The 26385-nt window shown below is 64.2% G+C and carries 22 protein-coding genes and 3 pseudogenes; 14 read left to right on the forward strand and 11 right to left on the reverse strand.

Going from position 1 to position 26385, the window contains the following annotated elements:
• Window positions 1-2: 2 nt before the first annotated feature.
• A pseudogene (locus OKW41_RS09405) lies at window positions 3-1062 on the reverse strand (IS3 family transposase); the annotation flags it as partial.
• 287 nt (window positions 1063-1349) lie between these two features.
• Between OKW41_RS09405 and OKW41_RS09410 the strand changes: the two are divergent.
• Entirely contained in the window at window positions 1350-2525 is a 1176-nt protein-coding gene (locus OKW41_RS09410; RefSeq protein WP_429446515.1) for a M23 family metallopeptidase, read from the forward strand.
• A gap of 512 nt (window positions 2526-3037) precedes the next feature.
• On the opposite strand, the gene OKW41_RS09415 is transcribed toward OKW41_RS09410, so the two are convergent.
• Window positions 3038-3826, reverse strand: a complete 789-nt coding sequence (locus OKW41_RS09415; RefSeq protein ID WP_429572288.1) for an IclR family transcriptional regulator — start codon at window positions 3824-3826, stop codon at window positions 3038-3040.
• Window positions 3827-3967: 141 nt separating this feature from the next.
• Between OKW41_RS09415 and OKW41_RS09420 the strand changes: the two genes are divergently transcribed.
• The 5 genes from OKW41_RS09420 to OKW41_RS09440 all read left to right on the forward strand — a co-directional run bounded on the left by OKW41_RS09420 (window position 3968) and on the right by OKW41_RS09440 (window position 9673).
• On the forward strand, window positions 3968-5242 hold the full coding sequence (locus tag OKW41_RS09420) for an aromatic ring-hydroxylating dioxygenase subunit alpha (RefSeq protein ID WP_090810100.1): 1275 nt from the start codon (window positions 3968-3970) through the stop codon (window positions 5240-5242).
• A gap of 105 nt (window positions 5243-5347) precedes the next feature.
• Entirely contained in the window at window positions 5348-6130 is a 783-nt protein-coding gene (locus tag OKW41_RS09425) for an SDR family NAD(P)-dependent oxidoreductase (RefSeq protein WP_429572289.1), read from the forward strand.
• Between the two features lie 14 nt (window positions 6131-6144).
• Window positions 6145-7107 (forward strand): PDR/VanB family oxidoreductase, encoded by a 963-nt coding sequence (locus OKW41_RS09430; protein WP_429572290.1) that lies wholly within the window; start codon window positions 6145-6147, stop codon window positions 7105-7107.
• Window positions 7108-7199: 92 nt separating this feature from the next.
• A complete protein-coding gene (locus OKW41_RS09435) occupies window positions 7200-8459 on the forward strand; it encodes an MFS transporter (RefSeq protein ID WP_429572291.1) in 1260 nt (419 codons plus the stop codon).
• A 107-nt stretch (window positions 8460-8566) separates the two neighbouring features.
• Entirely contained in the window at window positions 8567-9673 is a 1107-nt protein-coding gene (locus OKW41_RS09440) for a porin (RefSeq protein WP_429572292.1), read from the forward strand.
• A gap of 36 nt (window positions 9674-9709) precedes the next feature.
• On the opposite strand, the gene OKW41_RS09445 is transcribed toward OKW41_RS09440, so the two are convergent.
• The 3 genes from OKW41_RS09445 to OKW41_RS09455 all read right to left on the reverse strand — a co-directional run bounded on the left by OKW41_RS09445 (window position 9710) and on the right by OKW41_RS09455 (window position 15095).
• Entirely contained in the window at window positions 9710-12307 is a 2598-nt protein-coding gene (locus OKW41_RS09445) for an ATP-binding response regulator (RefSeq protein WP_429572293.1), read from the reverse strand.
• 16 nt (window positions 12308-12323) lie between these two features.
• The gene (locus OKW41_RS09450) at window positions 12324-13556 is read right to left on the reverse strand and encodes a hypothetical protein (protein ID WP_429446531.1); all 1233 of its coding nucleotides are present in this window, start codon (window positions 13554-13556) and stop codon (window positions 12324-12326) included.
• 297 nt (window positions 13557-13853) lie between these two features.
• Window positions 13854-15095 carry a phospholipase A gene (locus tag OKW41_RS09455; protein ID WP_429572294.1) on the reverse strand — a complete coding sequence of 414 codons (1242 nt, stop codon included), beginning with the start codon at window positions 15093-15095 and terminating at the stop codon, window positions 13854-13856.
• 206 nt (window positions 15096-15301) lie between these two features.
• On the opposite strand from OKW41_RS09455, the gene OKW41_RS09460 reads away from it, so the two are divergent.
• A complete protein-coding gene (locus tag OKW41_RS09460; protein WP_429446535.1) occupies window positions 15302-15613 on the forward strand; it encodes a hypothetical protein in 312 nt (103 codons plus the stop codon).
• 93 nt (window positions 15614-15706) lie between these two features.
• Here the strand turns inward: OKW41_RS09460 and OKW41_RS09465 are convergent, their stop codons facing one another.
• Together OKW41_RS09465 and OKW41_RS09470 are read right to left on the reverse strand one after the other, a co-directional pair.
• Window positions 15707-15862, reverse strand: coding sequence for a hypothetical protein (locus tag OKW41_RS09465; protein WP_429572295.1), 156 nt, complete (start codon window positions 15860-15862; stop codon window positions 15707-15709).
• A gap of 69 nt (window positions 15863-15931) precedes the next feature.
• Window positions 15932-17936 (reverse strand): annotated as a pseudogene (locus OKW41_RS09470) (VTT domain-containing protein).
• Window positions 17937-18087: 151 nt separating this feature from the next.
• Between OKW41_RS09470 and OKW41_RS09475 the strand changes: the two are divergent.
• Entirely contained in the window at window positions 18088-18486 is a 399-nt protein-coding gene (locus OKW41_RS09475) for a hypothetical protein (RefSeq protein WP_429572296.1), read from the forward strand.
• Window positions 18487-18519: 33 nt separating this feature from the next.
• A pseudogene (locus OKW41_RS09480) lies at window positions 18520-18997 on the forward strand (OsmC family protein).
• Between the two features lie 70 nt (window positions 18998-19067).
• Here OKW41_RS09480 and OKW41_RS09485 read toward each other — a convergent pair.
• On the reverse strand, window positions 19068-19301 hold the full coding sequence (locus OKW41_RS09485) for a hypothetical protein (RefSeq protein ID WP_429446541.1): 234 nt from the start codon (window positions 19299-19301) through the stop codon (window positions 19068-19070).
• An 86-nt stretch (window positions 19302-19387) separates the two neighbouring features.
• Window positions 19388-19858 carry an Lrp/AsnC family transcriptional regulator gene (locus OKW41_RS09490; RefSeq protein WP_018425024.1) on the reverse strand — a complete coding sequence of 157 codons (471 nt, stop codon included), beginning with the start codon at window positions 19856-19858 and terminating at the stop codon, window positions 19388-19390.
• 152 nt (window positions 19859-20010) lie between these two features.
• Here OKW41_RS09490 and OKW41_RS09495 point away from each other — a divergent pair, with 152 nt between their 5' ends.
• Window positions 20011-20691, forward strand: a complete 681-nt coding sequence (locus tag OKW41_RS09495; RefSeq protein WP_429446543.1) for a LysE family translocator — start codon at window positions 20011-20013, stop codon at window positions 20689-20691.
• A gap of 53 nt (window positions 20692-20744) precedes the next feature.
• Here OKW41_RS09495 and OKW41_RS09500 read toward each other — a convergent pair whose 3' ends face one another.
• The gene (locus tag OKW41_RS09500) at window positions 20745-20900 is read right to left on the reverse strand and encodes a DUF1289 domain-containing protein (protein ID WP_429446974.1); all 156 of its coding nucleotides are present in this window, start codon (window positions 20898-20900) and stop codon (window positions 20745-20747) included.
• 55 nt (window positions 20901-20955) lie between these two features.
• Here OKW41_RS09500 and OKW41_RS09505 point away from each other — a divergent pair, with 55 nt between their 5' ends.
• A complete protein-coding gene (locus tag OKW41_RS09505; protein ID WP_018425027.1) occupies window positions 20956-21282 on the forward strand; it encodes a YnfA family protein in 327 nt (108 codons plus the stop codon).
• A gap of 35 nt (window positions 21283-21317) precedes the next feature.
• Here OKW41_RS09505 and OKW41_RS09510 read toward each other — a convergent pair whose 3' ends face one another.
• Window positions 21318-21830 (reverse strand): DUF1993 domain-containing protein, encoded by a 513-nt coding sequence (locus OKW41_RS09510; RefSeq protein ID WP_429572297.1) that lies wholly within the window; start codon window positions 21828-21830, stop codon window positions 21318-21320.
• 311 nt (window positions 21831-22141) lie between these two features.
• Here OKW41_RS09510 and OKW41_RS09515 point away from each other — a divergent pair, with 311 nt between their 5' ends.
• The 3 genes from OKW41_RS09515 (at window position 22142) to OKW41_RS09525 (ending at window position 26312) form a co-directional block, all read left to right on the forward strand.
• Complete coding sequence (locus OKW41_RS09515; protein WP_429572298.1) at window positions 22142-23701, forward strand: S53 family peptidase; 1560 nt, start codon at window positions 22142-22144, stop codon at window positions 23699-23701.
• 80 nt (window positions 23702-23781) lie between these two features.
• Window positions 23782-25446, forward strand: coding sequence for a S10 family peptidase (locus OKW41_RS09520; protein WP_429572299.1), 1665 nt, complete (start codon window positions 23782-23784; stop codon window positions 25444-25446).
• Window positions 25447-25637: 191 nt separating this feature from the next.
• Entirely contained in the window at window positions 25638-26312 is a 675-nt protein-coding gene (locus OKW41_RS09525) for a hypothetical protein (RefSeq protein WP_429572300.1), read from the forward strand.
• Window positions 26313-26385: the final 73 nt, after the last annotated feature.

The raw sequence follows: 26385 nt of genomic DNA on the forward strand, positions 1-26385 counted from the left end.
TTGTAAAGGTTCAGGTAATCGCCGATGGAGCGGCGTGCATGGCTGACTAATTCATAGACTTTCAGATACACCTCTTCATATTTCACGCTGCGCCACACGCGTTCGACGAATACGTTGTCGCGCCAGGCGCCTTTGCCATCCATGGACAGGCGGATGCCCCTGCCGAGCACGGCGTCGGTGAACGCTGTCGCGGTGAACTGGCTGCCCTGGTCGGTGTTGACGATTTCAGGTCGCCCGTATTTCGCAAACGCTTCTTCCAACGCCTCGACAGCGTGCATCGCTTCCATCGTAATCGCCACGCGGTGGGCCAGTACCTTTCGGCTGGCCCAGTCCACCACGGCGGTCAGATAGACGAAGCCGCGCGCCATCGGGGATATAGCTCGTATCCAGTGCCCAGACCTGGTTTGCCCGATTGATCGTCATGCCCCGCAACAGATAAGGCCAGATCTCGTGCTTCGCATGACGGCGGCTCGTGTTCGGCTTGCAGTACAGCGCCTCAATGCCCATGCGCTTCATCAGAGTGCCGACGGGTTTGCGCCCGACCCTGATAGCTTCACGTTTGAGCAGGCGAACCAACATTCGTGCACCGGCAAACGGGAACTCCCCAGATGCAATTCATCGAGCCGCCGCATCAGCTTCTGATCGGCCTCGCTGACCGGGTGTGGCTGGTAGTAGGCGCTTGAACGGGCAATGCCCACCAGCCGCACCTGCCGGCTCACCGGCAATGCGTGCTCGCGATCAATCATCGCTTTACACTCAGCAATCCCGCCTTGCCGAGCGCGCTTTCCAAGACATGATGGCCTTGCGGAGTGAACCCCGAGTCAATTGCCCGATCTTCGCGTGCAACACCTTCACATCGACCGGGGGCTCGGCCGATGTCTGGCCCGTCTCGAACACTTCGGCAACACGCTCCTGCAGTTGCTTCTTCCAGTCCGTGATCTGGTTCGGATGCACATCAAACTGTTGGGCCAGCTCGTCCAGCGTCTTGTCGCCCTTGAGCGCCGCGAGTGCCACATTTGTCTTGAACGCCGGTGAGTGTGTCCGTCGGTTGCGTTTCGTCATCTTCTGGTTCCTTGTTGCCGGCCATTATGACCGACTCACGTCCCAGCTTTTCCACTTACCGACCTGTCCGAATTCTCGGCGCCACTTCTCTTGCGCTGGCGCCGGTTATCTCAAAAATCGGATCGGGCTGATATTCGTGGCTAACCGCAATCCATAGCCTAGAGGTTCTTCCTACTGGGTTGTGTAGCGCGAAGGGGAGCCTTCTGTCAGTCAGGTTTCCGATACGTTTCGAGCAACGTCATTCATGCCCACGGCCCCTCTTGTTCCGACTGTGAGGTATTGAAGTGATGCGATTGTCCTATTTACGTCATGCCCGCGCAAGCGCTCAGGCCATTTCCACCAAAGTGAGTCATTTGGTGCATTCCCGATTTGAATCTCTGGTGCGCGCCGTGTTGCTGTGCGGTGTGGTTGCGGTGCTGAGTGTGTCCGCGTGGGTGATCGTATCCGAGATAGTCAGTCGCGCGAACAAATCCAGCGCATCCCAACCGACCTTGACCTTGGAGATGGCTGCGCCGGCTACTGACAAATTGGTTACTGAAACCGGGAATAGTCAGCTATCTGACGCTCGACCTTTTGTCATGTCGGAATCTTACAGTGGTGCATACGCGGGACGCATCGAGGGTAGCTTGCTCGACACCTTGGAGCGGGCCAGCGTACCGGTCGAAATACGGGAGCAGATCGTGCGTATTTTTGCCTCCCGGCTCGACCTCGCTGCGCCCGCGCACAAGGACGACACTTACCATGTTCTCTACGTGCGCGACGAGACAACCATACAGCGCGAGCATCTAACGGCCGTCGAACTCCGGTCGCGCGGTGAGATCTATCAGGCCATGTGGTTTATCCCGCCGGGGCAAACTGGCGGAGACTACTATTCATTTGACGGACGGCGGCTTGCCGCTGAGCCATTCTCGATGCCGCTTGATTACGTTCGGGTAAGTTCGCGATTCGGTTACCGAACCCATCCGGTCACGGGCAGGCACCTGATGCACACAGGTGTGGACTTTGCCGCCCCGAAGGGGACCCCGGTTGTCGCGGCTGCCTCGGGAACCGTGCAGTTCGTTGGCATCCGAAGCGGATACGGCAAGATCGTCGTGCTCCGTCATCCGCAAGGCTATACGACGTTCTATGCTCACCTGTCGGCCTTTGCGCGTGATTTGCGCGTAGGCGCGCCGGTGACGGAAGGGCAACCGCTCGGCGCGGTAGGCGCCACTGGGACGGCCACCGGAGCTCACCTGCATTTTGAGGTGCGCAAGAATAATCAACCGATCGATCCAATATCTGTGACGAGCCGAACTGGCGCCATGCCGCTCACTACCATTCAGCGAATCGCGTTCGACAGCGCGATGGGCGCTCTGCGCGAGAAACTCGCGGCATTGCCCGTCGATATTCCGACGACAAGGATGGCGTCGAATGCTGAAGGCACACCGAATCGATCTGGAAAGCCGGGGGGCTCCTCGGTTTGAGGAGCGAGACGATGCGGAGATTGTCGCATTGACGAAGTCAACAGAATTCGTCGGGCAGTAACGTAGATGAGCATGACGGCAAAGACGAGAACGCCGGGCATCGCGCCCGCTTTGGAGGGTAGAGAAGCGTCTCATTGCTCATCGGAGATGATTCTGCTGTGTCTCGCCATTCGGACGGATCACGACGGGCGCGGTTGCCCGTATCGTGCGCGTGTCCGATGGCGCACAGGGCGTACAGCCGGTCAAAAATTCTAGCGACCAGCTGTTTAACCGAGGCAAACCAGGCTATCAACGATGTCGCCAATAACGCTTATGCCGGCATCGCAGCGGCAATGGCTATGCCGAACATAATGCCGTCCGGTCCCTGGCGCACGGCGCTCGCGGGGCGCGTGACAAACGCACAGCCAGAGGCGTGAGGTTTCGGCTTCCGCCCTGAATCAGCGGGAGCCTGAGCAAAGCGTCGACCTTTCTGACGACGCTCCCGGCGTTGGCCAGCGCCTTTGAGGCCGATTTCACCGACGTGCCGTACCCGGCGGCCGTCCAGTTTCCCCTTGATGCCCAAGCGCACGCGACAGATTGCCCACCTCGCGCTTGAGCAACTCCGCGAACTGCGCGACGCGCTCATCGGTTACGCGCACGCTCGGCCCGAAGATGCACACCGAGCCTGCCACCTGGTTCGCGCCGTTGAAGAACGGCGCGGCTACCGCGACTGCGCCGGCGATCAGCTCGTGATGGCTGGTGCCGAAGCCTCGTTCGCGGACCGCGTCGAGATCGGCGGCTAGCGCCGCGACGTCCTGATCCGGATCGGTCAGATAGCGCCGCAGATCGTCCTCCGACAGCGGCATCTGCGAAAGAATCGTGCGGCCGCTCGCGCCGAGCACGAGCTTCTCGCGATAGCCGACCCCGCGCCGGAAACTCAGCGGCTGCGGACTTTCCAGTTCGGCCACGCAGATCCGGTACGTCCCCTCCGGCACGAACAACGCGACCGTCTCCGATGTCGCTTCCCAAAGCTCACGCAGCATCGGCTGCGCGAGCTGCGCGATCGTATTGTTCGCCATCCACGCGTGTGCGAGTTGCGCTACCGAACTGCCGAGCCTGAAGCGTTGCGGCTCGCCCGACGAGGCGAGAAAGCCGTTCTGTTCGAGCGTATTCAGCAGGCGGTACAGCGTCGGTCGGCTCAGGTCCACGCGGGTCAGCAGCTCCGCGACGGTCAATTCTTTGTCCCCGGGCCGGAACGCCAGAAGAATTTCTAGCGCCCGTTCGACTGCCCGCACATTTTCGTGCGGTTTTTTTTCTTCCATTTGAAATTTCCTTTCTGCGGCGGTCCGCGTCGATTGCACATTGTAGTGAAAGTCCCTAGCCGCAAGAACTTGACGTCGATCAATCTGTCCGTACAATGAGACGCTAGTCTCACACAACGGACAACCGGATTCGGAGGAATGATGGACAAGAACATGTCGGAAACTCTGGTTCGCACTGGCCCAGGCACGGCGATGGGCAATCTGATGCGCCGCTACTGGGTGCCGGTGCTCCTCGCCAGCGAAATCGCAGAGCCTGATTGCCCGCCGGTGCGCGTGCAGATCCTCGGCGAAAAGCTGCTCGCTTTTCGCGATTCCGACGGCCAGCCGGCGCTGATCGACGAGTTCTGCTCGCACCGCGGCGTGTCGCTGTACTTCGGCCGCAATGAAGAGAACGGCATCCGCTGCTCGTATCACGGTCTGAAATTCGACCGCAACGGCAACTGCGTGGAAGTGCCGTCCGCGCCGCAGGCGTGCAAGCACATGGGCATCACCGCGTATCCGTGCATCGAACGCGCGGGCATCGTGTGGGCGTACATGGGGCCGAAGGACCGCCAGCCGGCGCCGCCGGATCTCGAGTGGTGCAATCTGCCGGAGAGCCACGTGTTCGTCTCGAAGCGGCTGCAGGAATCGAACTACCTGCAGGCGATGGAAGGCGGCATCGACACGAGTCACGTGTCGTATGTACACCGCTACGAAGTCGACGAGGACCCGATGCATCAGGGCACGAAGGCACTCGACTACATCAAGGCGGACGGCAACGTGATCTTCGAGATCGAGAAGCAGCCGTTCGGCCTCACGCTGTTCGGCCGCCGCAATGGCGAGCCGGATTCGTACTACTGGCGCGTCACGCAGTGGCTGTTCCCGTGGTACACGCTGATCCCGCCGTTCGGCGATCACTCGCTCGCGGGCCACGTATGGGTACCGATCGACGATCACACCTGCTGGGCGTGGAGCATCAACTTCCGCCCGGACCGTCCGCTCGACGAGCAGGAACTGGCCGACCTGAACGCCGGCAAGGGCATTCATTGTGAGTACGAGGAGGGTGGCACGTTCCGGCCGAAAGCGAACAAGGACAATGACTACCTGATCGACCGCCAGGCTCAGAAGGAAAAGCGCGCGTACTCGGGCGTGTTCGGCTTCGCGATGCAGGACGCGTCGCTGCAGGAAAGCATGGGTCCGATCCAGGATCACAGCAAGGAAAAGCTGCTGCCGACCGACCGCGCGATCGTGATGGCGCGCCGCATGATGTACGAGGCGGCAACGGCGCTGGTGCCCGACACCGATCCGCCCGCGATCGACGCCGACCAGCAGCGCGTACGTGCTGCCGGCGTGCTGCTGCCGCGCGATCAGAAGCCGCAGGAATGGGCGGTGATCCATCTGCACGACGGCAAGGACCAGCCGATCTACTCGATCTGATGCACGGCGGAGCCGGACTCTGGTCCGGCCCCGCGTGTCGTCGTCTGGTCCGACTGGACCTTCTGCCCATTCCGCAAAAGGAGGCCGGCTGCGCGCCGGCATGCAATGCAGCAACGTAAAAGACTCGAGGACAAGGTCGCGCTGATCACCGGCGGCGGAGGCGGCATCGGTGCCGCGACCGCGCACGTGTTCTGCGCGGAGGGCGCCGCGGTGGTGCTCGTCGATGCGAACCCGGAGGCGCTCACGCGCGTCGCCGAGGAACTGAAGGCGGCTGATCCATCCGCGCGTGTCGAGACGTTCGCGGCCGACGTGTCGCACGACGCCGATGCGGTGCGCGCGGCGCAACTCGCCGCCGATTCGTTCGGCCGGCTCGACGTGCTGGTGAACAACGCGGCGATGCGCAACTACAGCGCGCTCGCCGACGCGACGCCGGCCGAGTGGCAGGCGATGGTGTCGGTCAATCTGGTCGGCACATCCAACTATTGCAGGGCAGCGCTGCCGTTCCTGCGTCGCGCGGGCCGCGCAAGCATCGTCAACGTGTCGTCGTGCTACGCGGTGACCGGCCGCAAGGGCATGGGCCTGTACGACGCGACCAAGGCCGGCATGCTCGCGATGACCCGCACACTCGCGTTCGAGGAGACCGCGAACGGCGTGCGCGTGAACGCGGTGTGCCCGGGTTCGACGCTGACCGAATTCCACATGAACCGGGCCATTGCATCGGGCAAAAGCGTCGAAGTGCTGAAGACGCAACGCCAGGACACGTCGTTGATCGGCCGTTGGGCGTCGCCCGAAGAGATTGCATGGCCAATCCTGTGGTTCGCGAGCGACGAGGCTTCGTACATAACCGGCACGACACTGATGGTCGACGGCGGCCTGTCGGCGATGTGAGCGGAGGAGGTGGCATGAACATGACCGATTCCACGCTGATGGTGCGTGTCGCCGCAAGACGCGACGAAGCCGACGGGATTGCCGGCTTCGAGTTCGTCGACATCGACGGCCGCGACCTGCCGCCGTTCGAGGCGGGCGCGCACATCGACGTCTATGTGCCCGGCGGGCCGGTGCGGCAGTACTCGCTGTGCAACGCGTCTCGCGAGCGTCACCGGTATCAGATCGCGGTGTTGCGCGCCGCCGATTCGCGCGGCGGATCGCAGAGCATGCACGACGCGGTGAGCGAAGGCGACGCGATTCGCATCGGCGTGCCACGCAATCACTTTCCGCTCGCCCGGCATGACGCGAAGCCGCTATTGCTCGCGGGCGGCATTGGCGTGACGCCGATTCTCTGCATGGCGGAGCAGCTGGCGGCAATGGGCGCGGCGTTCGAAATGCATTACTGCGCGCGCTCGAAGAGCCGTGCGGCGTTCGTCGAGCGAATCGCCGCGTCGTCGTGGGCGGACAACGTGCAATACCACTTCGACGACGCGCACGGCATGCTCGATCTGAACGCACTGCTGACGGACGCCGGCGCGGACCGGCATCTATATGTGTGCGGTCCGCAGGGCTTCATGAACGCGGTGCTCGACACGGCGCGCTCGCTCGGCTGGAGTGACGATCGTCTGCATTACGAATACTTCGCGGCGGCGCAGCCGTCGGGTGATGGCGCGTCGTTCGACGTGCGGCTCGCGCGCTCGGGCCGCGTCGTGTCGATTGCGGCCGATTGCACGGTCACCCAGGCGCTCGCGGCGGCGGGCGTCGACGTGCCGGTGTCGTGCGAACAGGGCATTTGCGGCACCTGCGTCACGCGGGTGCTCGAAGGCGAACCTGACCACCGCGACCTGTTCCTGTCGCCAGAAGAGCAGGCCCGCAACGATCAGTTCCTGCCGTGCTGTTCACGCGCGAAGTCGAGGGTGCTCGTGCTCGATCTGTAACCGTAATCGCCGGCCCGGCCGCCAGGCGCGGTAGGCGCCATCTATCAGAAAGAAAACGGGCGGCCGCTGGCACGCCCGGCATCGGAGGAGTCATGGAGAAGAATCTGGCGTCGTCGGAGGGTATGCCCGCGAGCGTCTGGACCGCGAACGGGGCGGGGGCGGCGAGTAGCGCCGACACGAGCCCGTATCGCTGGGTCGCGCTGTTCATCGTCTGGGCCGCGTTTCTGCTCAGCTATGTGGTCCGCGTCGCGTGGAGTACGGTGGCCGCGCCGGTCGGCGCGTCGCTCGGCATCGGCGTGTCGATGCTCGGTGCGTTCGTCACCGCGTTTTACGCGGGTTATGTGATCGCGAACGTGGTTGGCGGCATGCTGACCGATCTGCTCGGCGGTCGCGCGATGCTCACGCTTGCGCTGCTGCCGCTCGGCGTGCTCACGTTCACGTTCGGCTATACGCATTCGCTCGCATTCGGCATCGTGATTCAGGCCGCGATGGGTTTCGCGGCGGGCGCCGACTACTCGGCCGGCATGAAGATCATTCCCGCATGGTTCACGCGCGACCGTGGCCGCGCAATGGGCCTCTACACGACCGCGACGTCGCTCGCCGTCGTGATCGCGAATGCGGTCGTGCCGTCGTTTTCCGCGCGGCACGGCTGGTCGAACGCATTCCATATGCTCGGCATCGTCACGTTCGCGTGGGGCATCGTCACGTTGCTGCTGCTGAAGAACCGGCCTTCGAACGAAGCGAAGCCCGCGCGCAACAGCCTTCAGGAAATGCTGGGCCTGTTGCGCAACCGTAACCTGATCGCGCTGTCGATCGCGGGATGCGGCGGGTTGTGGGCGACCGTCGGCTTCGGTGCATGGGGCAACGCACTGATGACGCGCCAATACGGCATTGCGCCGATCGTCGCCGGATCGATCGTCGCCTCGTTCGGCATTGGCGCGGTGATCGCGAAGCCGACGCTCGGCTGGATCTCCGACCTGCCTGGTGTGTCGCGGCGGATGATGTCGATCGGCTGCCTGATCGCCTTCGCGATCGCGCTGCTGGTGTTCGGCTACTGCTCGACGGTGCATCAGTTCTATCTGGTCGCGCCGATTCTCGGTGCGTTCTCGTTCGGCTATCTGCCGGTGCTGATGGCTCAGGTCAGCGACGCATCGGGCAAGCGTCTCGCGGGCGCGAGCGCCGGCTGGACCAATGCTATCTGGCAGTCCGGCAGCGCGGTGTCGCCGATGGTGGTCGGCTCGCTGTATGGCGCGAGCCATTCGTTCATGCTCGCGCTCCTCACACTCGCGATCGGACCCGCTATCGCGGTCATCGCGATGTTCTTCGTCAACCCGCACATCGCACGCGAATGACCGATTCTCCGGTAGCCGACGCGGCCCCGCGCCGGCTACCGCGACGACAGAGGTCGAACGATAACTAATCCGCATCACAAAACAACTCACTTTCCAGCAGGAGACACATGGTGAAGCACAAGCCTCTCGCCAGGCCGTCGAAGGTCCTTTTTGCATGTGGTATTGGTATCGGCATCAGCGGCGCTGCGCATGCGCAGTCGTCGGTCACGCTGTATGGCATCGTCGACTCGGGGGTGACATACGTGACTCACGCTGTCACGTCGCAGGGATCGTCGGGCACGCAGGTCGCTCTCGGCACCGGCAACCGGCTGAATTCGCGGTGGGGTTTTACGGGCAGGGAAGATCTCGGCGGCGGACTGCGGGCGATTTTCACGCTCGAATCGGGCATGTCGATGAACACCGGTGCCCTGCAGCAAGGAGGGCGGCTGTTCGGCCGGCAGGCGTTCGTCGGACTCGAATCGGACCGCTACGGCGCGATGATGCTCGGCCGGCAGATGACGCCGATGTATCGCTACTTCCTCGCGCTCGACCCGCTCGGTTATTCGAGTTACGGCCTTTCCGCGCAGGACGCGCAGTTCGTCGGTCGCGCGGATAACGCGGTGTCGTATCTCGGCCATGTGGGACCATTCGAGCTGAATGCGCTCTACAGCCTCGGCTATGACGCAGTCACCTACAACGTGCCGGTGGCGGGCTCGTTCCGCGTCGGCAAGCAGTACGACATCGGCGGACGCTATGTGCAGGGGCCGCTGAATCTGACGTTCGTGTACGAGCAGCGGCAAGGCTCGGCCATCGCGTCATCGGGCGACAGCGAGCGCCGCTACGTGGCCGGCGGTTCGTATCAGATCGGCAAGGCGACGCTGTACGGCGGCTACGAATTGCTGCTGAACGACGTCCGGTCGACGCTCGCCGCATCGCCGCCGCAGTCGATGGCGTTCGCGGGCGTGCGCTACAGGGTGGCGCCGGCGCTGGACCTCGCAGCCGCGACTTACTACCACGCGTATCGCCAGGTCGACGCGCACGCATTGAGCACCGGTGTCAACGCGGACTACTGGCTGTCGAAGCGCACGGCGCTGTACACCGACATCACGTATGTGATCAACAGCTCGAAGGCCGCGCTGAGTGCGACGGGGTGGGCGACTTCGGTCGCGACGACGACCGTGAAGACCGGCGCGAACCAGCTCGCTGTTGCGGTCGGCGTGCTGCACAAGTTCTGACTCAATGCTGCAAAGAGGGCGACCGAGGCCGCCCTCTCAATCGCTCAGTGCGTCGCGATGATCGCGCCGGCCTTTCGCCGACGCGTAATACCGCTGCAAGGCGTGGGTCGAGCGCGCGCTCAACGCGCGGATCTGGGCGTGCCAGTCGGTTTCCACTGGCCACTCACCGGCGATCACGCGTGGATAGATCTGCCGCGCGTAGCGATGCAGTGCCTTCGCGCCGATGTTGCCGCTGACGCCAAGCAACGCATGCAAGCTCGCGTGCGTCGCCTTGATATCGGCGGCCGCGCTGTTGCCTGCGAGGCGCACGACGAGCGAGCGAATCTGTTCGATGCCGTTCAGGAACGATTCGTCAAGCAGATCGAGCGAGACCAGTTCCTTGAGGTGCGCTTCGTCGAGCAGGCTTTCTTCAGCGATGGTGGCGGCCGCGGGCGCGTTCGCAGTGGGGGGCAATGCCACCGGCGTCGCCGCAAAATCCGTTTGCGCGGCTCCGCCCGCGGTTTCCGTGATTCGTTGTGGAGCGTCCGCAACCAGCGCGCCGCGTGTGCCGAACTGCCGCGCGAGACATGCGTACAGCGAGCCGGCCTGCACCGGCTTGATCAACACCTCGTTCATCCCGGCGGCAACGCAGGCCTGCACCGCTTCGGCATCGGTGTGACTGGTCAGCGCAACGATAGGCAGCGTCGCGTAGGCATCGGTGCGCGCGCGAATCGACTTCGTCGTCTCGATGCCGTTCATGCCCGGCATGTTCACGTCCATCAGGATCGCGTCGATGAAGCCGTCTTCGTGCAATTTGGTCAGCACCGCCTGACCGTGGTCGGCCTCGACGACGCTCGCGCCGCAGCGCTCCAGATACGCCTTCGCGACAAGCCGGCTGTAGGTGTCGTCGTCGGCGATCACAAAGGTTCTGCCGGCGAAGACATCGGGCAGTTCGCCCGGCTGACGATGCGCACCGTTGTCGAAGAGGGTCTGCAACGCGGTGAGCAGCTCCTGCACACTCGACGTCTTGCTGATGATCTCGTCCATGCCGGCGCGCCGCGCGCGCAGTCGCACCGCGTTGCCCGTTTCGGCGGTATAGGCGGCGATCAGCACGTTGCGGTTCGGGCAGTCTCTGTCGGCGCGGATGCGCTCGGTCGTCGTGTAGCCGTCCATCGCGGGCATGCTGATGTCCATCAACACGAGGTCGTAGAGCGGCGCGCGCCGCAACGTGGCGAGCGCAAGCTCGCCGCCCGACGCCTCGCTGACATAGGCGCCGGCCTTCGTCAGCACGCGGCGGGTGCGGGCGCGCAGCGTGTCGTCGTCGTCGACGACGAGCACGCGCTTGCCCTTGAACGCCGGCATCGCGCGTTCGAACAGGCGCCGCTCGTGCTCCTCGACCTCGTCGGCCGCTACCGGTGGAAAGCGCAGCGTGAACGCGGTGAACTTGCCGAGTCCCGATTCGCAGTCGATGCTGCCGCCGAACGCGCGCATCGCGCGCTGGCAGTACGCGAGCCCGAGCCCGGTGCCGCCCGAGTTGCCGGCCGTGCGAAACGGCTCGAACAGATGCTGCAGGATCTCCGGCGCGATGCCGGGGCCGGTATCGCGTACGATCACCGCGTCGCGGTCGACGGTCAATGTGAGCGTCGCCTGCGGATACGCGACGATGTGATGCAGCGCGTTCTTGATCAGGTTGAACAACGTGAACAGATAAACCGTCTCGTCGACCTTGAACACGAAGTCGCGCCTGACGACGACGCTCACCTTCGCGCGTTCCTTGTCGTTGTCGAAGCCGTATTCGTCGAGCGCCTTGCGCGTGGTCGCGCCTGCGTGGAGGTAGCTGAGACTATCCGGGCGGATCGATTTCGCGGCGACTTCGTCGAGTGTCATCGCGATGATGCGCAGGCCGCGCTCGATCGACAATTGCCCCTGCGCGAGGTGGTTGTACATCAGCGAGGCCGTGCCGTCGGTCAGCGTCGGCGCCGCGCCCGCTTCGGTCGCCGCGGGCAGCGCTTCCTCGACGCGGTCGAGCACGTGCCGCAACTGGCTCAGCGGATTGCGCATCTCGTGCGCGATGGACCCCGCGAGCGCCTGCAACGCGCGGTTCTTTTCGACGAAGATGCGTCCCTTGCTGATCGCATGACTGAACGCCATGCTGCACAGCACGACCACCGGCAGCAACGCGAGATTGGACTTGTCCTGCGCGCTGAGAACGACCGGCGTCGGCGCGCTCCACACGCCGGCGAGCCCGCCGGAAAACACGCCAATACCGATGCAGGTTATCAGCAGCAGGGGGTTGTCGATACACAGCGCCAGAATGAAGATCATCATGACCTCGGTCATCATCCACATCGTGGAGAAACCGTTTCTGACGGTCAGGAACGTGCAGACGAACGGCAGCACGTAAATCAGACAGCAATGCCAGTAGATCAGCAGCGCGGGGTTGTAGCGCCTCGGCCAGCGCGCCTGGAACAGCAGGGGAACGCAGACGGCCGCCGCGCTGAGCCGCAGCAGCAGGTTGTCGTAAGGCTGCGGAAGAATGTAGGTCCAGACGACGTAATAGATGGGGTGACACAGGAGGCCGAGTGCGCCTCCCCATCGAATTGCGAACCTGCTTCGTTCCAGCATATCCCGCATGCTTTCGCGCGGTATCGCCATCAGGCCTCCGAGTTCATTAGGAACCCATCATTTCATGCGTATTGAATTGCTGTGATTCGACGCCTTCGGCGAGCGAATCGCCGTTCTTGCCGTGAAACGGCCCGACCGAAAAGCCATACTTCTTCAGGAGACCATGAGTATAAGAGACCGACCACACGGGCGGGCTGCCAATGATGAAATCGGAGGCGATACCTTCCTGCCATGCCGAATAGCCTTCGGCGAAGCAGGTATAGCAGTCGCGGGTGGATGGCAGCCTGAACGGGAACGCGGTGTCGAGTCCGGCGGGCCCGCGCGCGAAGCATTCAATATAGAGCGTATGACCGCGAGAAGCGAGTTCCGCTTCGACGCTTGCCGCGCGCGGATGCGAGTCGTCGATCCAGAATTGCGCGCGTTTGAGATCGGCGGCGCTCAGGTAAGGCACGCTCGTGCTGCTCGCGAGAATCGCGCCGTCGAAGTCCGGCAGCGGCGTGTCCGGGCTGAACGTATGCACCGATACTTTCGATTTGCCGAGCAGGTCCGACGCGAGCAGCTCGTTCGCCTGATCGATCAGCAGGTTGATCTTGTCGGGCAGATCGATCAGCACCAGCTCCTTCGGCGCATCCTTGTAGAGCAGATACTTCGCGACCGTCGTGCCGAGCCGGCCGGCCGCGCCGAACAGCGCGAGCTTCGTGTTGCCGAGCTCGAGGTCGAGCTGTTCGCAGCAATGGATCGCCCAGTCCTTCAGCATCGCCGCGGTCGCCGCGTGACCCGTCGTGATGTGAGGCGGCTTGACCGGCCGGGGCAGCGCGCCGTAGTTGCACGCGTAGGGCGTCGACGCGCCCATCGCGACCATGTTCAAGCCCGCCTTTCGGGCGAGCTCGAGCGCCGGAAAGAATTGCGTCTCGCGAAAGCGCTTGATGCCGCGCGGGCTGCCGAGCCACATTTCGAGCGGCACCGGGCAGGCGATATTCGCGCCGATCACCTGCGCGCCCGAATAGATCGGCGATGCGATGAAAGGCCTGGTTTTCCACAACTCCTCTTCGAACGATTCGCTTCGTTCGCGAACGTTGTGAAAAGAAAATGAAAGGGTTTCCCAATCGGTCGCGTGGAACAGAAAGCCGACTCCCCCCTGACTGGCCGGCAGGCTATCCCGGATCTGTTCCGGGTGAATTTCGTGCTTGAGCGCAAGCGGTGCACTATTCCGATGCAAAAGAAGTCCAGTTGGCTCGTTTGAAACAGGCGACACGTCTTTAAGGAGAGCGGTTTTCATTGGTTTTTCCGTGGTTTTGATTAGACGCTGGAAAAGTCAGCGCGCGGCGTGGCCAGCCGGTTGGACCGGTGACCCTTCAACTCTAGAGAAATCCACACCGATATGCCCGTCTGTTCGTGCACACAGCATTCACGAGCGATCCATGACGGGTTGCCCGCCGGGTGGGGGGCGGCTTTGGGCAAACTTCTGAAAGGATTACGGCAGAACTTTCGATGTATTACGGCGCGTCGTGGGCCGTCATCGAATGGAAAAGGGCCGCTCGGCGGCCCTTTGCTTGCATGCCAGGCGAATTCCGGATTAGCGTGTGATGCTATAGCCGATTCGCGCGATCCAGCGATGCTGGTTGTAGTCGAGCATGTCCTCGCCATAACCGCTGAAGAAGCCGAGCCACAGGTAACCGCCCCAGCGGCTATTGATCAGCTTCGCCAATGGATAGGTGAACTGCGTATCGACGCTGCCTTTGCCGCCTTGCGTTCCTTTGCGCAGCGTCGTGTCCAATTGCGCGCCGTCTGGGCTACCGTAGATGAACCGCAGGTCCACATAGCCGCGGTAGTCGGCGATGTCGTGGTTCTCGCCGGCGATGTGCGTATAGTAATAAATCTTCGGCTCGATGGTCAGATGGTAGCTGTGGATGTCGCCGAAATCCCAGATCGGCTTGAGGAACACATAGTCGACGCCGCGCGATTCCGGACCGTCGCGTCCATTCGATTCGTGTTCGTAGCCGGCCATCACGCCCATTCTGCTCCACCACGTGCTCTTCCAGCCGGTGTCTTCGAGGTAATAAAAGAGTGCCGGCATATAGCTGGTGTCGCGGAACGGCGCCGAGTACTTCTTGATATCCCACAGCGAGGTTTGCGTATAGGCGAAGTACAGGTTGTCCGCGAAACCACGCGAGCGCGGGTCGTCCGGAACGACGAGGCGGAACTTGAAGCTGAGCTGGAATTTCGCGAGGGACTCGCTACCGCCGCCATCGGCGAAATACATCGGTTCGAAGGCGGAGAAGCGGCTCAGGAAAGTGTTGATTTGCGGCACGGGCGCATTTGGTCGTGATGGCGCGGGCGACGACGCGATCAGGCTCGTCGACGACGGTGCGCCGCTCGCGGTGCCCGCCGCCGTTGCTCCATTGGCGCTCCCGGCCGACGCGAGCGCCGCGTCCTTGCCGGAGCGCGGCGGACGCGTCAGCAGCACGTACGATGGCGACACGTCGAGATCCGGCACGTCGATCTGCATCGCGCCGCGCGCCCATTCGGGCCACGTGCCGGTATAGCGCACTGCCTTCAGTTCGCCGGCGGCGAGCTTCAGATGCTCGGGTGCGCCGCTTTCGCGCGTGAGCGCGAGCCGATGCGGTACCACGTCGGTATTGCTGATCGCGATATTCAATTGCGCCGGCACGTCGACTTCGGTGCCGCCGGGTTGATCGCCGGCATAGACGATCGTCACTTCGAGTGGACTGCTCGATAGCGCTTCGCGCGGCGGACGCAATACGGAAACGCCGGCGACGCTATACGCGGAGTAGCTGCCGAGCACCAGCGCAGTCATGCAAAGCGATAACCGCGGGAGAAGCCTGGAAAGCGAGCTGGAAACCGAGCCGGAAAGCGGACTTGAAGATAATCGGGAAACACGCGAGCAGAGGCTGCGAACGGCGGACTGGCGGTCTTTCTTCACGCGAGACATCGATCGATTCCGCACACTAAGCTCCTGGTGGACTACGAGTTCAGGTCGCAAAGAGACGATAGGGTTAATGCGTGCAATTGGGTAAAAAATCGCGGCCGCCCTGTTTCATTGCGGAAATGGCGGCGCGTGCCGGTTCCCGCTATCTGGCGTTCTGCTCATTCTGCCAGTGCGATTACGGATTGCGTGAGTGGATAAATGAATTAGGAGCGCTATCGGTGCAAATAGCGGGGGGAAGTGGGGATAATGCCGGTGTGTCGTTGCATTTGCGCAACGAAGGCTTAAATGTCAAATCGATTGTCGTTCTCGACCCGGTGTATCCCCGCGTTCGCCTCAGTCATTTCCGTTATGGCAATTGCGCGTCAATTGGCGATTCGCTTTCGTGACAATTCGTTGCGCGGCCAATGCGGCGACTGAATGCTTTCTTCAATAGGCGAATTTCCGGTATTGCTCCGGCGCGCTTGCATTGTCGAGTTCGCTCACGCGAGTTCCATCGTGATCGCACGCAACGGCAGGCGGCCGTCGCGCGATGCGAGCAGCGTCGTCTTCGGGAAATGCTGGCGCAGAACGACCATGCCGTCGCGTTCGAACGTCACTGCGTAGTCATCGAGTTGTTCGGTCGAAACGCGGCCCACGGTTTTCTCCTTTATCGAATCGTTGAGTTGGGGATGCCTGAGATGCCTGAAGTTGCCTGGATGTGCAGCTCATTGCCTCGGCGAGACCAGCAGCGACACCGGCACGCCGTGACAATCGACCTCCGCGAGGACCGTCGCGCCGAGCTCGGCGCCCGACCTGTTGGGCGCGTCGAACGGGCTCGCGTCGTGATCGATGCGCAGAATGTTCAGCGGCCAGGACGGCCGCGTCAGCCGCTCGTGCGCGAATGCGCCGACCCAAAGCGGCGCCGCGGAGGTGCCGTTGTCGACCGCGTAGCCGCTCGGCCAGAAACGAAGCACGTAGCGTTCCTCGCGCGAATTGCCCGGTCGCATGAAGACCAGCGACGACGGCACGCCATTGTTCAGCTTCGGCAGCACCGGCAGCGACACCGCCGCGACGTCGGGCGAAGCAAGCGACAGCAGGCTGTGCGCGGACACGTCGGTGCCCTCGACCCAGCCCTGCGCGCGCAACCGCTCGCGTATCGAAGCGGGCTCGGAGACCCATTGCAGCGTCAGCGGCTCCTTTTGATCGCCGCCCATGTCGGAGCGAAAGCACGGCAGCCGCTTCCACCCCGGAGAGCTTCCACTGCGTCTGCGTGAACTGCACGGGGGGTGGTTGCGGCGCGCTGTCCGGCGGCGTCGGCATTGCGACGCCGAGCTGCAGGCCGACACTGAGCGCTACGACCGCGAGCACCACGAGCGGCATGAAACGGCGCGGCGGCGGCGGCCGCGGATGCCTCCAGATCGCCGTCAGCGCAACCAGCGCGACCCACACACACGCGAGCGCCGCGCCGCCGATCGCGTCGGACACCCAGTAGTGGCCGAAGTAGACGCCCGCGAGCGCGACCACGATCACGACGATGATGCTGGCGGCGGCAACCAGCACACCTCCGAGCTTGCCGATCCGGCGCGCGAGCAGAAACGCGAGAAAGCCGTAGACGATCACCGTCGCGGCGACGTGATTGCTCGGAAACACGAAGTGGCCACTCATGAGTTCGTTGGGCGGGGCGCGGCGCATCGCGAGTTGCAGGCCGAGAATCAGCAGCTGCGAAAACACGACCGCCGCGAGCCAGTAGCCGATCGTGCGCCAGCGCCGCTCCCACACCATCCACAGGGCAACCGTGACGACCAGCGCGAACAGTGTGATGCCGCTGCCGAGCGTCGCGAGCGCCGCGAGCACCGTGTCGCCCCACGGCGTGCGTATCGATTGCAGAAAGTGATAAACGGACAGGTCGATGGTCGTCAGCGGATCGCCGCTGACGACGTCGTCAAGGACCCCGAAGAAAAGCGCGCCGGCCACCAGCACGATCAGCGACGTCGCGAGCAGGTGGGTCGCATCGGGCGTGTCGGGGTCGAGCATGCGGCGCGCGATGCGGCCGAGCGGACCCGGATGGCGGCAGGCCCAGCCGCCGAGATGACGGCCTGCCGCGCTCGACCACGCATTCGCGTGCGACACCAGAAACCCAGCGCCGCGAAAGCTGAGCCACACGATGCACGCCAGCATCGCGATGATCACGACGAGCCGGAACGACACCGCCCCAGCGAGCAGCACCGACGCCCCGAACACGACGCCGGGCAGGATGTGCGCGGGCGCCCACAGCAGCGCGGAGAGCACGTTGATCGAGAGGAAGCGCAGCGGCCGCATGCCCATCATGCCCGCGACGACCGGCACGATCGCCCGCAGCGGGCCGATGAAGCGGGCGAGCACGACGCTCTTCGCGCCATGTTTCAGAAAGAAGCGCTGGCCCGCGTCGAGTACGCCGGGGTGTGCGCGGAACGGCCACAGAGTGACGATGCGCTCCCTGTAGCGATCGCCGAGCCAGAAGCTGGCGCCGTCGCCGGCGACCGCGCCGACGATGGCCCACACGAAGACCCAGGCAAGGCTCAGCGAGCCGGTGCCCGTCAGCGCGCCGGCGACGAACATCGCGGTGCTGCCGGGGACGAAGGTGCCGATGACCGCGATCGCTTCGAAAAAAGCGGCGAGGAAAACGACCGCGAGCATCCACGTCGAGTGGCCGGCGAGCATATGCAAAAGGTGGATGTAGGCGTGCTCCATCGTGCGCGATCGGCCGTTCGGGCGTAACGATCGATCATAACGCGCACGGACACGCCGTGGGCGCGGGCGGGAGCGGCGCCGCTGCATCGGTCGCGCGATCGGCTCAGAATAGATATCGTGCTCGGCGGATCGATGCGGTTGGAGGCTAGCTATGAAGACAGCAACAGGTGGGATCGTGTGGTCGGCGTTGCTTGCGGCGCTGTTGACGGTGGGGGCCGCTGCAACGGTAGAGGCCCAGCAACCGGGCAATCCTGGCGGCAGCCAAAACGGCACTCATGCGGGCACGAACGCGGGGACCAGCGGGGGCAGCGGCAATGCGGCTGTCGGCGGCGCGACGGGCATCGGTACCGGCGTCAGTCCGAGTACCATGCCGGGGCCCGGCATGTCGGCGGGCGGCTCGTATGGGCTCGGCTCTGGTGGCGCGACCGGCTCGGGCGCCGCGCTCAACAACATGCGCGCGAACGGCACGGCGCTCTATATGAATCCCGACCCACGCGCGCCGAACGTGACCGGCCGCGGCGGCGCCGCCGCGCTAGTGTGGCGCGGATAGAATGCAGGTTCGATCCGACCAAAGGGGAAGCGAATGGCGCGCGGCGAGCACAAGTACCACGTATCGGTGAAATGGACCGGCAACCGCGGCAGCGGCACCTCCGGCTACCGCGACTACGACCGCGATCACGTGATTTCTTCCGGTGGCAAGCCCGACATTCCGGGCTCGTCGGATCCGGCGTTTCTCGGCGACGCGACGCGCTGGAATCCCGAGGACCTGCTGGTCGCGTCGGCGAGCGCGTGTCACAAGCTGTGGTATCTGCATCTGTGCTCGGAGGCGGGCATCGTCGTGCTCGACTATCGCGACGACGCCGAAGGCACGATGCTCGATACCGCGCAGGAAGGCCGCTTTTCGCAGATCGTGCTGCGCCCGCGCGTGACGATCCGCGCGAGCGGCGATGTCGAACTGGCCACGCATCTGCATCACGTCGCGCATCAGAAGTGCTACGTCGCGAACTCCGTCAATTTTCCCGATTCTCTGCGAGCCGGTGGTGGAGACGGACGCGCGTTAAGGCGTATGCGGCGGCGCGAAGCGTGCAAGCCGGCTGGCGAGCGGGGCGCCGGCCAGACGCTCGCTAGCGCTCAACGATTGCCGTCGAGCAGATCGCCGAGCAGTTCGTCGAACGCGGCTTGTGCGTCTTCGAGTTCCTGCAGCGCGGCGTCGAAAGTCTGCAACGCAAATTGCGAGGGTTTGCCGCTGCCTGCCGGCGGGAATTGCGATTGCAGCGACGCGAACGCGGTCTGCACCCGCTTCGTGGCGATCAACACGCGTTCCATTGCGGCGGTTTCTTCGGCTCGCGCCTTGTCGTGATCCATGAGAACTCCGGGGTCGTCGGGTTGCGTCGGAACGGCTCATGCCGCTTCAAAAGGGGACTAAAGGGGTGACTATGCCACGTTCGCGCTCAGGACAGCGGCAGACCGCCAAACGCTTTCACCTCGCGCAACGATAAGGCCGATTCCACCGACGTCACACCCGGCAGGCCGCGCAGTTCGTCGCGCATGAACGTGCCGTAGTCGTCGAGGTCGCGCGCGACGATCTGCAGGATGTAGTCGGCGCTGCCCGACACGTTGTGGCACGACAGGATACGCGGGATCGCCTGCACCTCGCGCTCGAAGCGCGTGGCCACCACGCGGTCGTGCACCGCGAAGCGCACGAGCACGAACGCGATCACGCCCAGACCGAGCCCGGCGCGCGACAGCACCGCGCGGTAGCGGTCGATGTAACCATCGTTCTCCAGACGTTTCAGACGCCGCGCGCAAGGCGTCTCGCTGAGGCCGACCATCTCGGCGAGACGCGCATTCGACATGCGGCCGTCGTTTTGCAGCGCGGCGAGAATCGCGCGATCGGTTTTGTCGAGATCGTCCGTGGACATGTCGGGAGGGGGCTGCAGGGTGGTGGAAGGCGTCGCCAGATGTCGAAATATTAGCGCATTCCGCTATTTTTTGAATGCAGAGGACTGAAAATCGCCAGCAAACGCTCCGCATCCGATAGCAACATGGAGCCTCGAACAACAAGGAGGCTCCGATGATTTCCGCTCACCTGCTGGCCGTCTACGTGGCGGCATTGATTGTCGTTTATGCGGTGCCTGGGCCGGACATGGCGCTGATCCTGCAAACCAGCATCGCGCGCGGCGTGCGCAGCGGCTTCGCGGCCGCGGCGGGGCTTGGCGTCTCGCGCGCGACGCACGTGACGCTGTCGGCGTGCGGCATGGCGGCGCTGCTGCGCAACGCGCCGTGGCTGTACGACGCGGTGCGCTATGCTGGCGCCGTCTATCTCGCGTGGGTGGGGATTCAAATCTTCCGCTCGCCCGGGTTCGCATTGCCGGCCGGGTCGCGCGACAAGCAAGCGGCCGGCGCGCCGCGAGTGGAATCCACTGCTTCGAGCGTTGCGGGCAATGCGGTGCGGCCGTTGCGGACCGCGTTCGTCAAAGGTCTGCTGACGAACCTGCTCAACCCGAAGGCGCTACTGTTCTGCTCGGTGCTGTTGCCGCAATTCGTGCGGCCGGAAGCGGGGCCGGTAGCGTGGCAGATGATCGAGCTTGGTGTCGTGCTGCTCGTGATCGGCGCATGCTTCGACGCGTTGTATGCGATCGGCGCTGCGCGCATCGCCAACTGGATGCGCGTCCATCCTTTGGCGCAGACGGTACAACGGTGGACCTTCTCGGCTGCGTTGATCGGCTTCGCGCTGCGGCTTTCGCTGGATTGAAACTCGGCGCAGGCGTGAGTTTGCGGGAGCGACCGACCGGCGACGCCGGCCGCTCACTTCTTCAGCTTGCGCTCGCGCCGCGGCCGGTCCTCGATAATTTTCGTGCGATGCTTGTCCTTCATTTTTTTCCAGCCTTTGCATTCGTCGCGCGTGCGCATACAGCCGATGCAAAGGCCGCGGTGCCAGGTGATTGTGTTAATAAAGCCGATAGCGCGGCCGGCCGCGCGCACGCGCGGCGACACAACCACCTTCTCACGCTCATCGATGAAAACCTTCCTGCTGTATGTCGTGACCGCTGTCGCCGAGATTCTCGGCTGTTACCTGCCGTGGCGCTGGCTAAAGGAGGGCGGCTCCGCGTGGCTGTTGCTGCCAGGCGCGGCAAGCCTCGCGCTGTTCGCGTGGCTGCTGACGCTGCATGGCACCGCAGCGGGCCGCGTGTATGCGGCCTACGGCGGCGTGTACGTGGCGGTCGCGATTGCGTGGCTGTGGGTCGTGGACGAGGTGCGGCCCACGCTGTGGGACGCGGCAGGCGTCGCGCTGACGCTGGCCGGCATGGCGGTGATCGCATTCCAGCCGCGCCTGCACGCGTGAGGGCGGCCGCGCGATCGACGACCCGCCTGCTCCGTTTACTGCTGCATCCCGCCCAGATAGTCGAGCTTACCGAGCTCGACACCGTTATGACGCAGGATGTCATACGCGGTCGTCACGTGGAAATAGAAGTTCGGCAGCACGAAACCGAACAGATATGACGCTCCGGTGAACTCGATCGGACCCGTCCGCATTTTCAGCGTGATGGTGCGGCTTTCCGAACCGTCGATCTGCGCCGCGTTGAATTCCTTCAGGTAATCGATCGTTTTCTGGATACGGGCCTGCAGTTCATCGAAAGTTTGCTCGACGTCGTCGAACTTCGGCGGCTCAACGCCGGCGAGGCGCGCCGCGCAACCCTTCGCGGTATCGCTCGCGATATACACCTGGCGCACGAACGGCAGCATGTCCGGCGCGAGCCGGGCATTCGTGAACACCGACGGTTCGATCTGCTTTGCGGCCGCGTGCGCTTCGGCCTTGCCCAGGATGGCCTGCAGGTTCGTGAGGCCGCGAATCAGCACAGGCAGTGATGCTTGATACATCGAAATTGACATGAGTTCCTCTGATTTCTCGATCGTGCGCGCAGGCGGCGCGCGCGGCAATGAAACGGCGGGAATGCCGCTTCAGCATCATAGCGTGTCGCATCCACGCCGCGCATTAGACGCTGGCCATGCGGACAACTGTCGCGCTGGCCGGAACTGTGTTCGAATGCTTTGGTCGGACGCTTGGATGAAGTTCTTGAACAACCCCTGCCGCGTATCGCCACGATGCGCTTCATGCAGGCGCGTGGCGTGCCTGGCCGCCGCCGGGCCGCGCGGTCGTGCATGACCGCGTGCGAAGCCACGCTAACAGGAGAGTCGATACTATGGTCACCAAGCATCCATTGCCGGGCAGCGAGCGAAAGGTCGCGCAGGGCACGACGGTCATCGGGCAATGCGATCCCGCCGAGCGGATCGAGGTCTTCCTGATGCTGCGCCGCCAGCAGCAGGCGCAGTTCGACGCCTTGATGAAACGCATCGAAGCCGGCGACGCGAGCGTGAAGCCGCTGTCGCGCGAGGCGCTCGCCCAGGACTACGGCGCCGCGCCCGATGACATCGCGAAGGTCCGCGCCTTCGCGGCCGCGCATGGGCTCACCGTCGCGCGCGAGGATCCGGCGGCGCGCTCGGTGCTGCTGAGCGGCACGATCGCGCAATTCCAGAGCGCGTTCGAGGTCAAGCTCGAGCTCTACCAGCATCACGCGGCCGGTCAGTTCCGTGGCCGCGCCGGCACGATCAGCGTGCCGGACGATCTGCATGGCGTCGTGGAGGCGGTGCTCGGACTCGACAACCGGCCGCAGGCGCGTCCGCACTTTCGCATCCGGCCGCCGTTCGTGCCGGCGCGCGCCGGGCAGACGTCGTACTCGCCGCCGCAGCTCGCCTCGCTCTACCAGTTTCCGCAAGGCGACGGCGGCGGTCAGTGCGTCGGCATCATCGAGCTCGGCGGCGGCTACAACACGTCGGACCTCAAGACCTATTTCTCGAGCCTCGGTGTCAGCGAGCCGACCGTGACCCCGGTCGGCGTCGATCAGGCTGGCAACAAGCCGAGCGGCGATCCGAACGGGCCGGACGGCGAGGTCACGCTCGACATCGAGATCGTCGGCGCAATTGTGCCGGGCGCGGCCATCGCCGTGTACTTCACGCAGAACAGCGACGCCGGCTTCATCGACGCGGTGAGCCGCGCGGTGCACGACACAACTAACAAGCCGTCGGTGATCTCGATCAGTTGGGGGGCGCCGGAATCAGTGTGGACCAGCCAGTCGATGCAGGCGCTCAACAGCGTACTGCAATCGGCGGCGGCGCTCGGCGTGACCATCTGCGCGGCCTCGGGCGACAGCGGGTCGAGCGACGGCTCGGGCGGCGGCGACGCGGTCGACTTCCCGGCGTCGAGCCCGTACGTGCTCGCCTGCGGCGGCACGCACCTCAGCTCGTCCGGTTCGGCGATCACCCGCGAGGTCGTGTGGAACGACGGCGAGCAGGGCGGGGCCAGCGGCGGCGGCGTGAGCACCGCGTTTCCGGTCCCGGCGTGGCAGCAGGGCTTGTCGGCCACGTCGACGGGCGGCGGCAGCCAGCCGCTCGGCGGGCGCGGGGTGCCGGATGTCGCGGGCGATGCCTCGCCGTTGACCGGCTACGACGTGCTGGTCGACGGAATGCAAACGGTGGTGGGGGGCACCAGCGCGGTCGCGCCGCTGTGGGCGGCGCTGATCGCGCGCATCAACGCGGCGAAGGGACAGCCGGCCGGCTTCGTCAACGCTAAGCTGTACAAGGCGCCGGGCGCCTGCAATGACATCACGCAGGGCAACAACGGCAGCTTCGCGGCGTCGAAGGGGTGGGACGCCTGCACGGGACTAGGCAGCCCCAATGGCGGGAAGGTGGCGGGCGCACTATAGTCTGCAACACAGCGCATAACACAACAACGAGACGTAAGAACGAGGACGCATGGCAAGTAAAACGAACCCTTGGAGCGATCATGACGAATACAGAATCAGCTTCCGGTAGCCAGCATTCGCCGCACAACACGCATGCCACGGCCTCGGCAGGCGCGTCCACCGCCACGAGCGCGCCGCACAAGGCCGGCGACCAGCCGCTCTTCGACCCGGTCGCGTATGGCAACGGCCCGGACGATTCGGTTACCGATACAGTCGAGACGGCCGCGATCACGCATCATTCGGTGACGATCGGCGGTCACAAGATCGACTACACGGCGACCGCGGGCCATCTGGTGATCGTCGATCCGAGCAGCTCGCAACCGTCGGCAAGGATGTTCTACGTCGCGTTCACGCAGGACAATCAGAAGGAAGAAACGCGGCCGGTCACGTTTTTCTATAACGGCGGGCCGGGGTCGTCGTCGGTATTCGTGCTGCTCGGCTCGTTCGCGCCGCGCCGCATCAAGACCTCGATGCCGGGGTTCACGCCGCCTGCGCCTTATTCACTCGAAGACAATCCGGACAGTCTGCTCGACAAGAGCGACCTGGTGTTCATCAATCCGGTCGGCACCGGCTATTCGGCGGCGATCGCGCCGAAGAAGAATCGCGACTTCTGGGGCGTCGATCAGGACGCGGATTCGATCAAGCAATTCATCAAGCGTTTCCTGACGAAGAACAACCGCTGGAATTCGCCGAAGTATCTATTCGGCGAGTCCTACGGCACGGCGCGTAGCTGCGTGCTCGCGTACCGGCTGCACGAGGATGGGGTCGATCTGAACGGCATTACGCTGCAATCGTCGATTCTCGATTACACGCAATCGGGCAATCCGGTCGGCGCGCTGCCCACGGCAGCCGCTGACGCGTGGTATCACAAGAAGCTCGGCGTTGCGCCGCGGCCGACCGATCTCGGCGCGTTCGCCGAGGAGGTCGCGCAGTTCGCGCGCACCGACTACCTGGCCGCGCTGCGCAAGTTCCCGACCACAGATTCCGCGACCACCGAAAAACTCAGCGAATACACCGGCATCGACAAAACGACGCTGCTCGCGTGGAGCCTCGACATCGCGGGCTACGACAGCCGCGGCAATTCGCTGTTCCTGACCACGTTGCTGAAGCCGCAAGGCCTCGCGCTCGGCGCCTACGACGGCCGGGTAACGGCGATCGACACCGGCATCGCCGGCAAGATCGACCCGAACTCCGGCGGCAACGATCCGACGATGACAGCGGTCACCGGCGTCTACACGACGATGTGGAACGTCTATCTGAACGAGCAGTTGAAGTACACGTCGAACTCGTCGTTCACCGACCTCAACGATCAGGCGTTCAAGTACTGGGATTTCGGCCATATCGATCCAACCGGCGCGCAGAAGGGTCTCGACTCGACAGGCAACATCATTCTGTACACGGCCGGCGACCTTGCCGCCGTGATGGCGCTCAATCCCGACCTCAAGGTGCTGTCGGCGAACGGCTTTTTCGATTTTGTCACGCCGTTCTATCAGACCGTGCTCGATCTGCAGCAGATGCCGCTGGTCAGTCAGCAGGTGCGGCAGAACCTGTCGGCACGGTTCTATCCATCGGGGCATATGGTGTATCTCGATGGCGGTTCGCGCACCGCGCTGAAAGCCGACCTCGCAAAGATGTACGAAGAGACGGTGTCGAACGCGCAGGCGCTCGGGCGGATCCGCGCGCTGCAGGCGCGGGTGGCGAAGTAGAGGCGGCGGGGCGCCCCCACTCATCACTCATCGCGACGTCGTGCTGGGTTGGTCTGCGCTGGCTCGCGGCGGCTGCCGCGAGCCAGCAAACGCCGCGCCCTCATGTCCGGCTTTTGTACTCATCCATATTGAATGTGTTTTAATTGCCTTGCGAATTGAACTACCGCGTGCCGCCGCCGGCGCGCCGACGAATGAACGCAGGCATCGCAGACACCCATCGGCGCGGTCTTTCCCGCGACACGACCAGCAGCAATGACGCGGCCAACGCGCCGCGGCTCCGACGCACGCGCGTCCTTCGCCCTCGCGTGCACATCACGCACCGTGCGCTGCTCGTCACCGTTGGCGCAATGATCGTGCTGCGCATCGGAGATGCCGCCGCGCAACCGAGCGCCGTGCTCGACGAACGCGTGACCCAGCAGTCGATCGGCCAGACGATTTGCCGCCCCGGTTATGCGGAAACCGTCGCGCCGCCGTTCGACGAACTGATGGCGCACAAGGATCGTATGCTTGCCGCACGCGGCATCGATGCGGTTGACGTCGCCGCGTTCGCGCTCGACCGGCGTGTGCCGGTCATGCTCGGCGGATCGCCCGATGCGCCGGCCAATCTCGATCTATTGCCGTGGTCCGGCCCGCAGGGCGAGCGCCGCAAGGCACGCGCGGCGGCGATGCTCAAGCGTTGCGTCTGCGAAGGCAAGCTGAGTCTCGCGCAGGCGCAAGCGGTGATCGTCGGCAACTGGTCGGCGGTGTATGCGGGCTTTGGCCAGGCGTCCTGCGACGTGAACCGGCTCGAGTTCGCGACTCGCGACGACGATGGCGTCGACAGCGAAGACAGCCGACGCGGCGACGCGCATGCCCGCCAGCGTTGAGCGCGCCGCGCGCCCGCACGCTTGCGCATTCCTCGCGGAACCACGGTTCGCTGCCCCTCACTCTTTTCGGAGA

The organism is Paraburkholderia sp. UCT70, from assembly GCF_050434085.1.
In the GTDB taxonomy this organism is placed as follows: domain Bacteria; phylum Pseudomonadota; class Gammaproteobacteria; order Burkholderiales; family Burkholderiaceae; genus Paraburkholderia; species Paraburkholderia tuberum.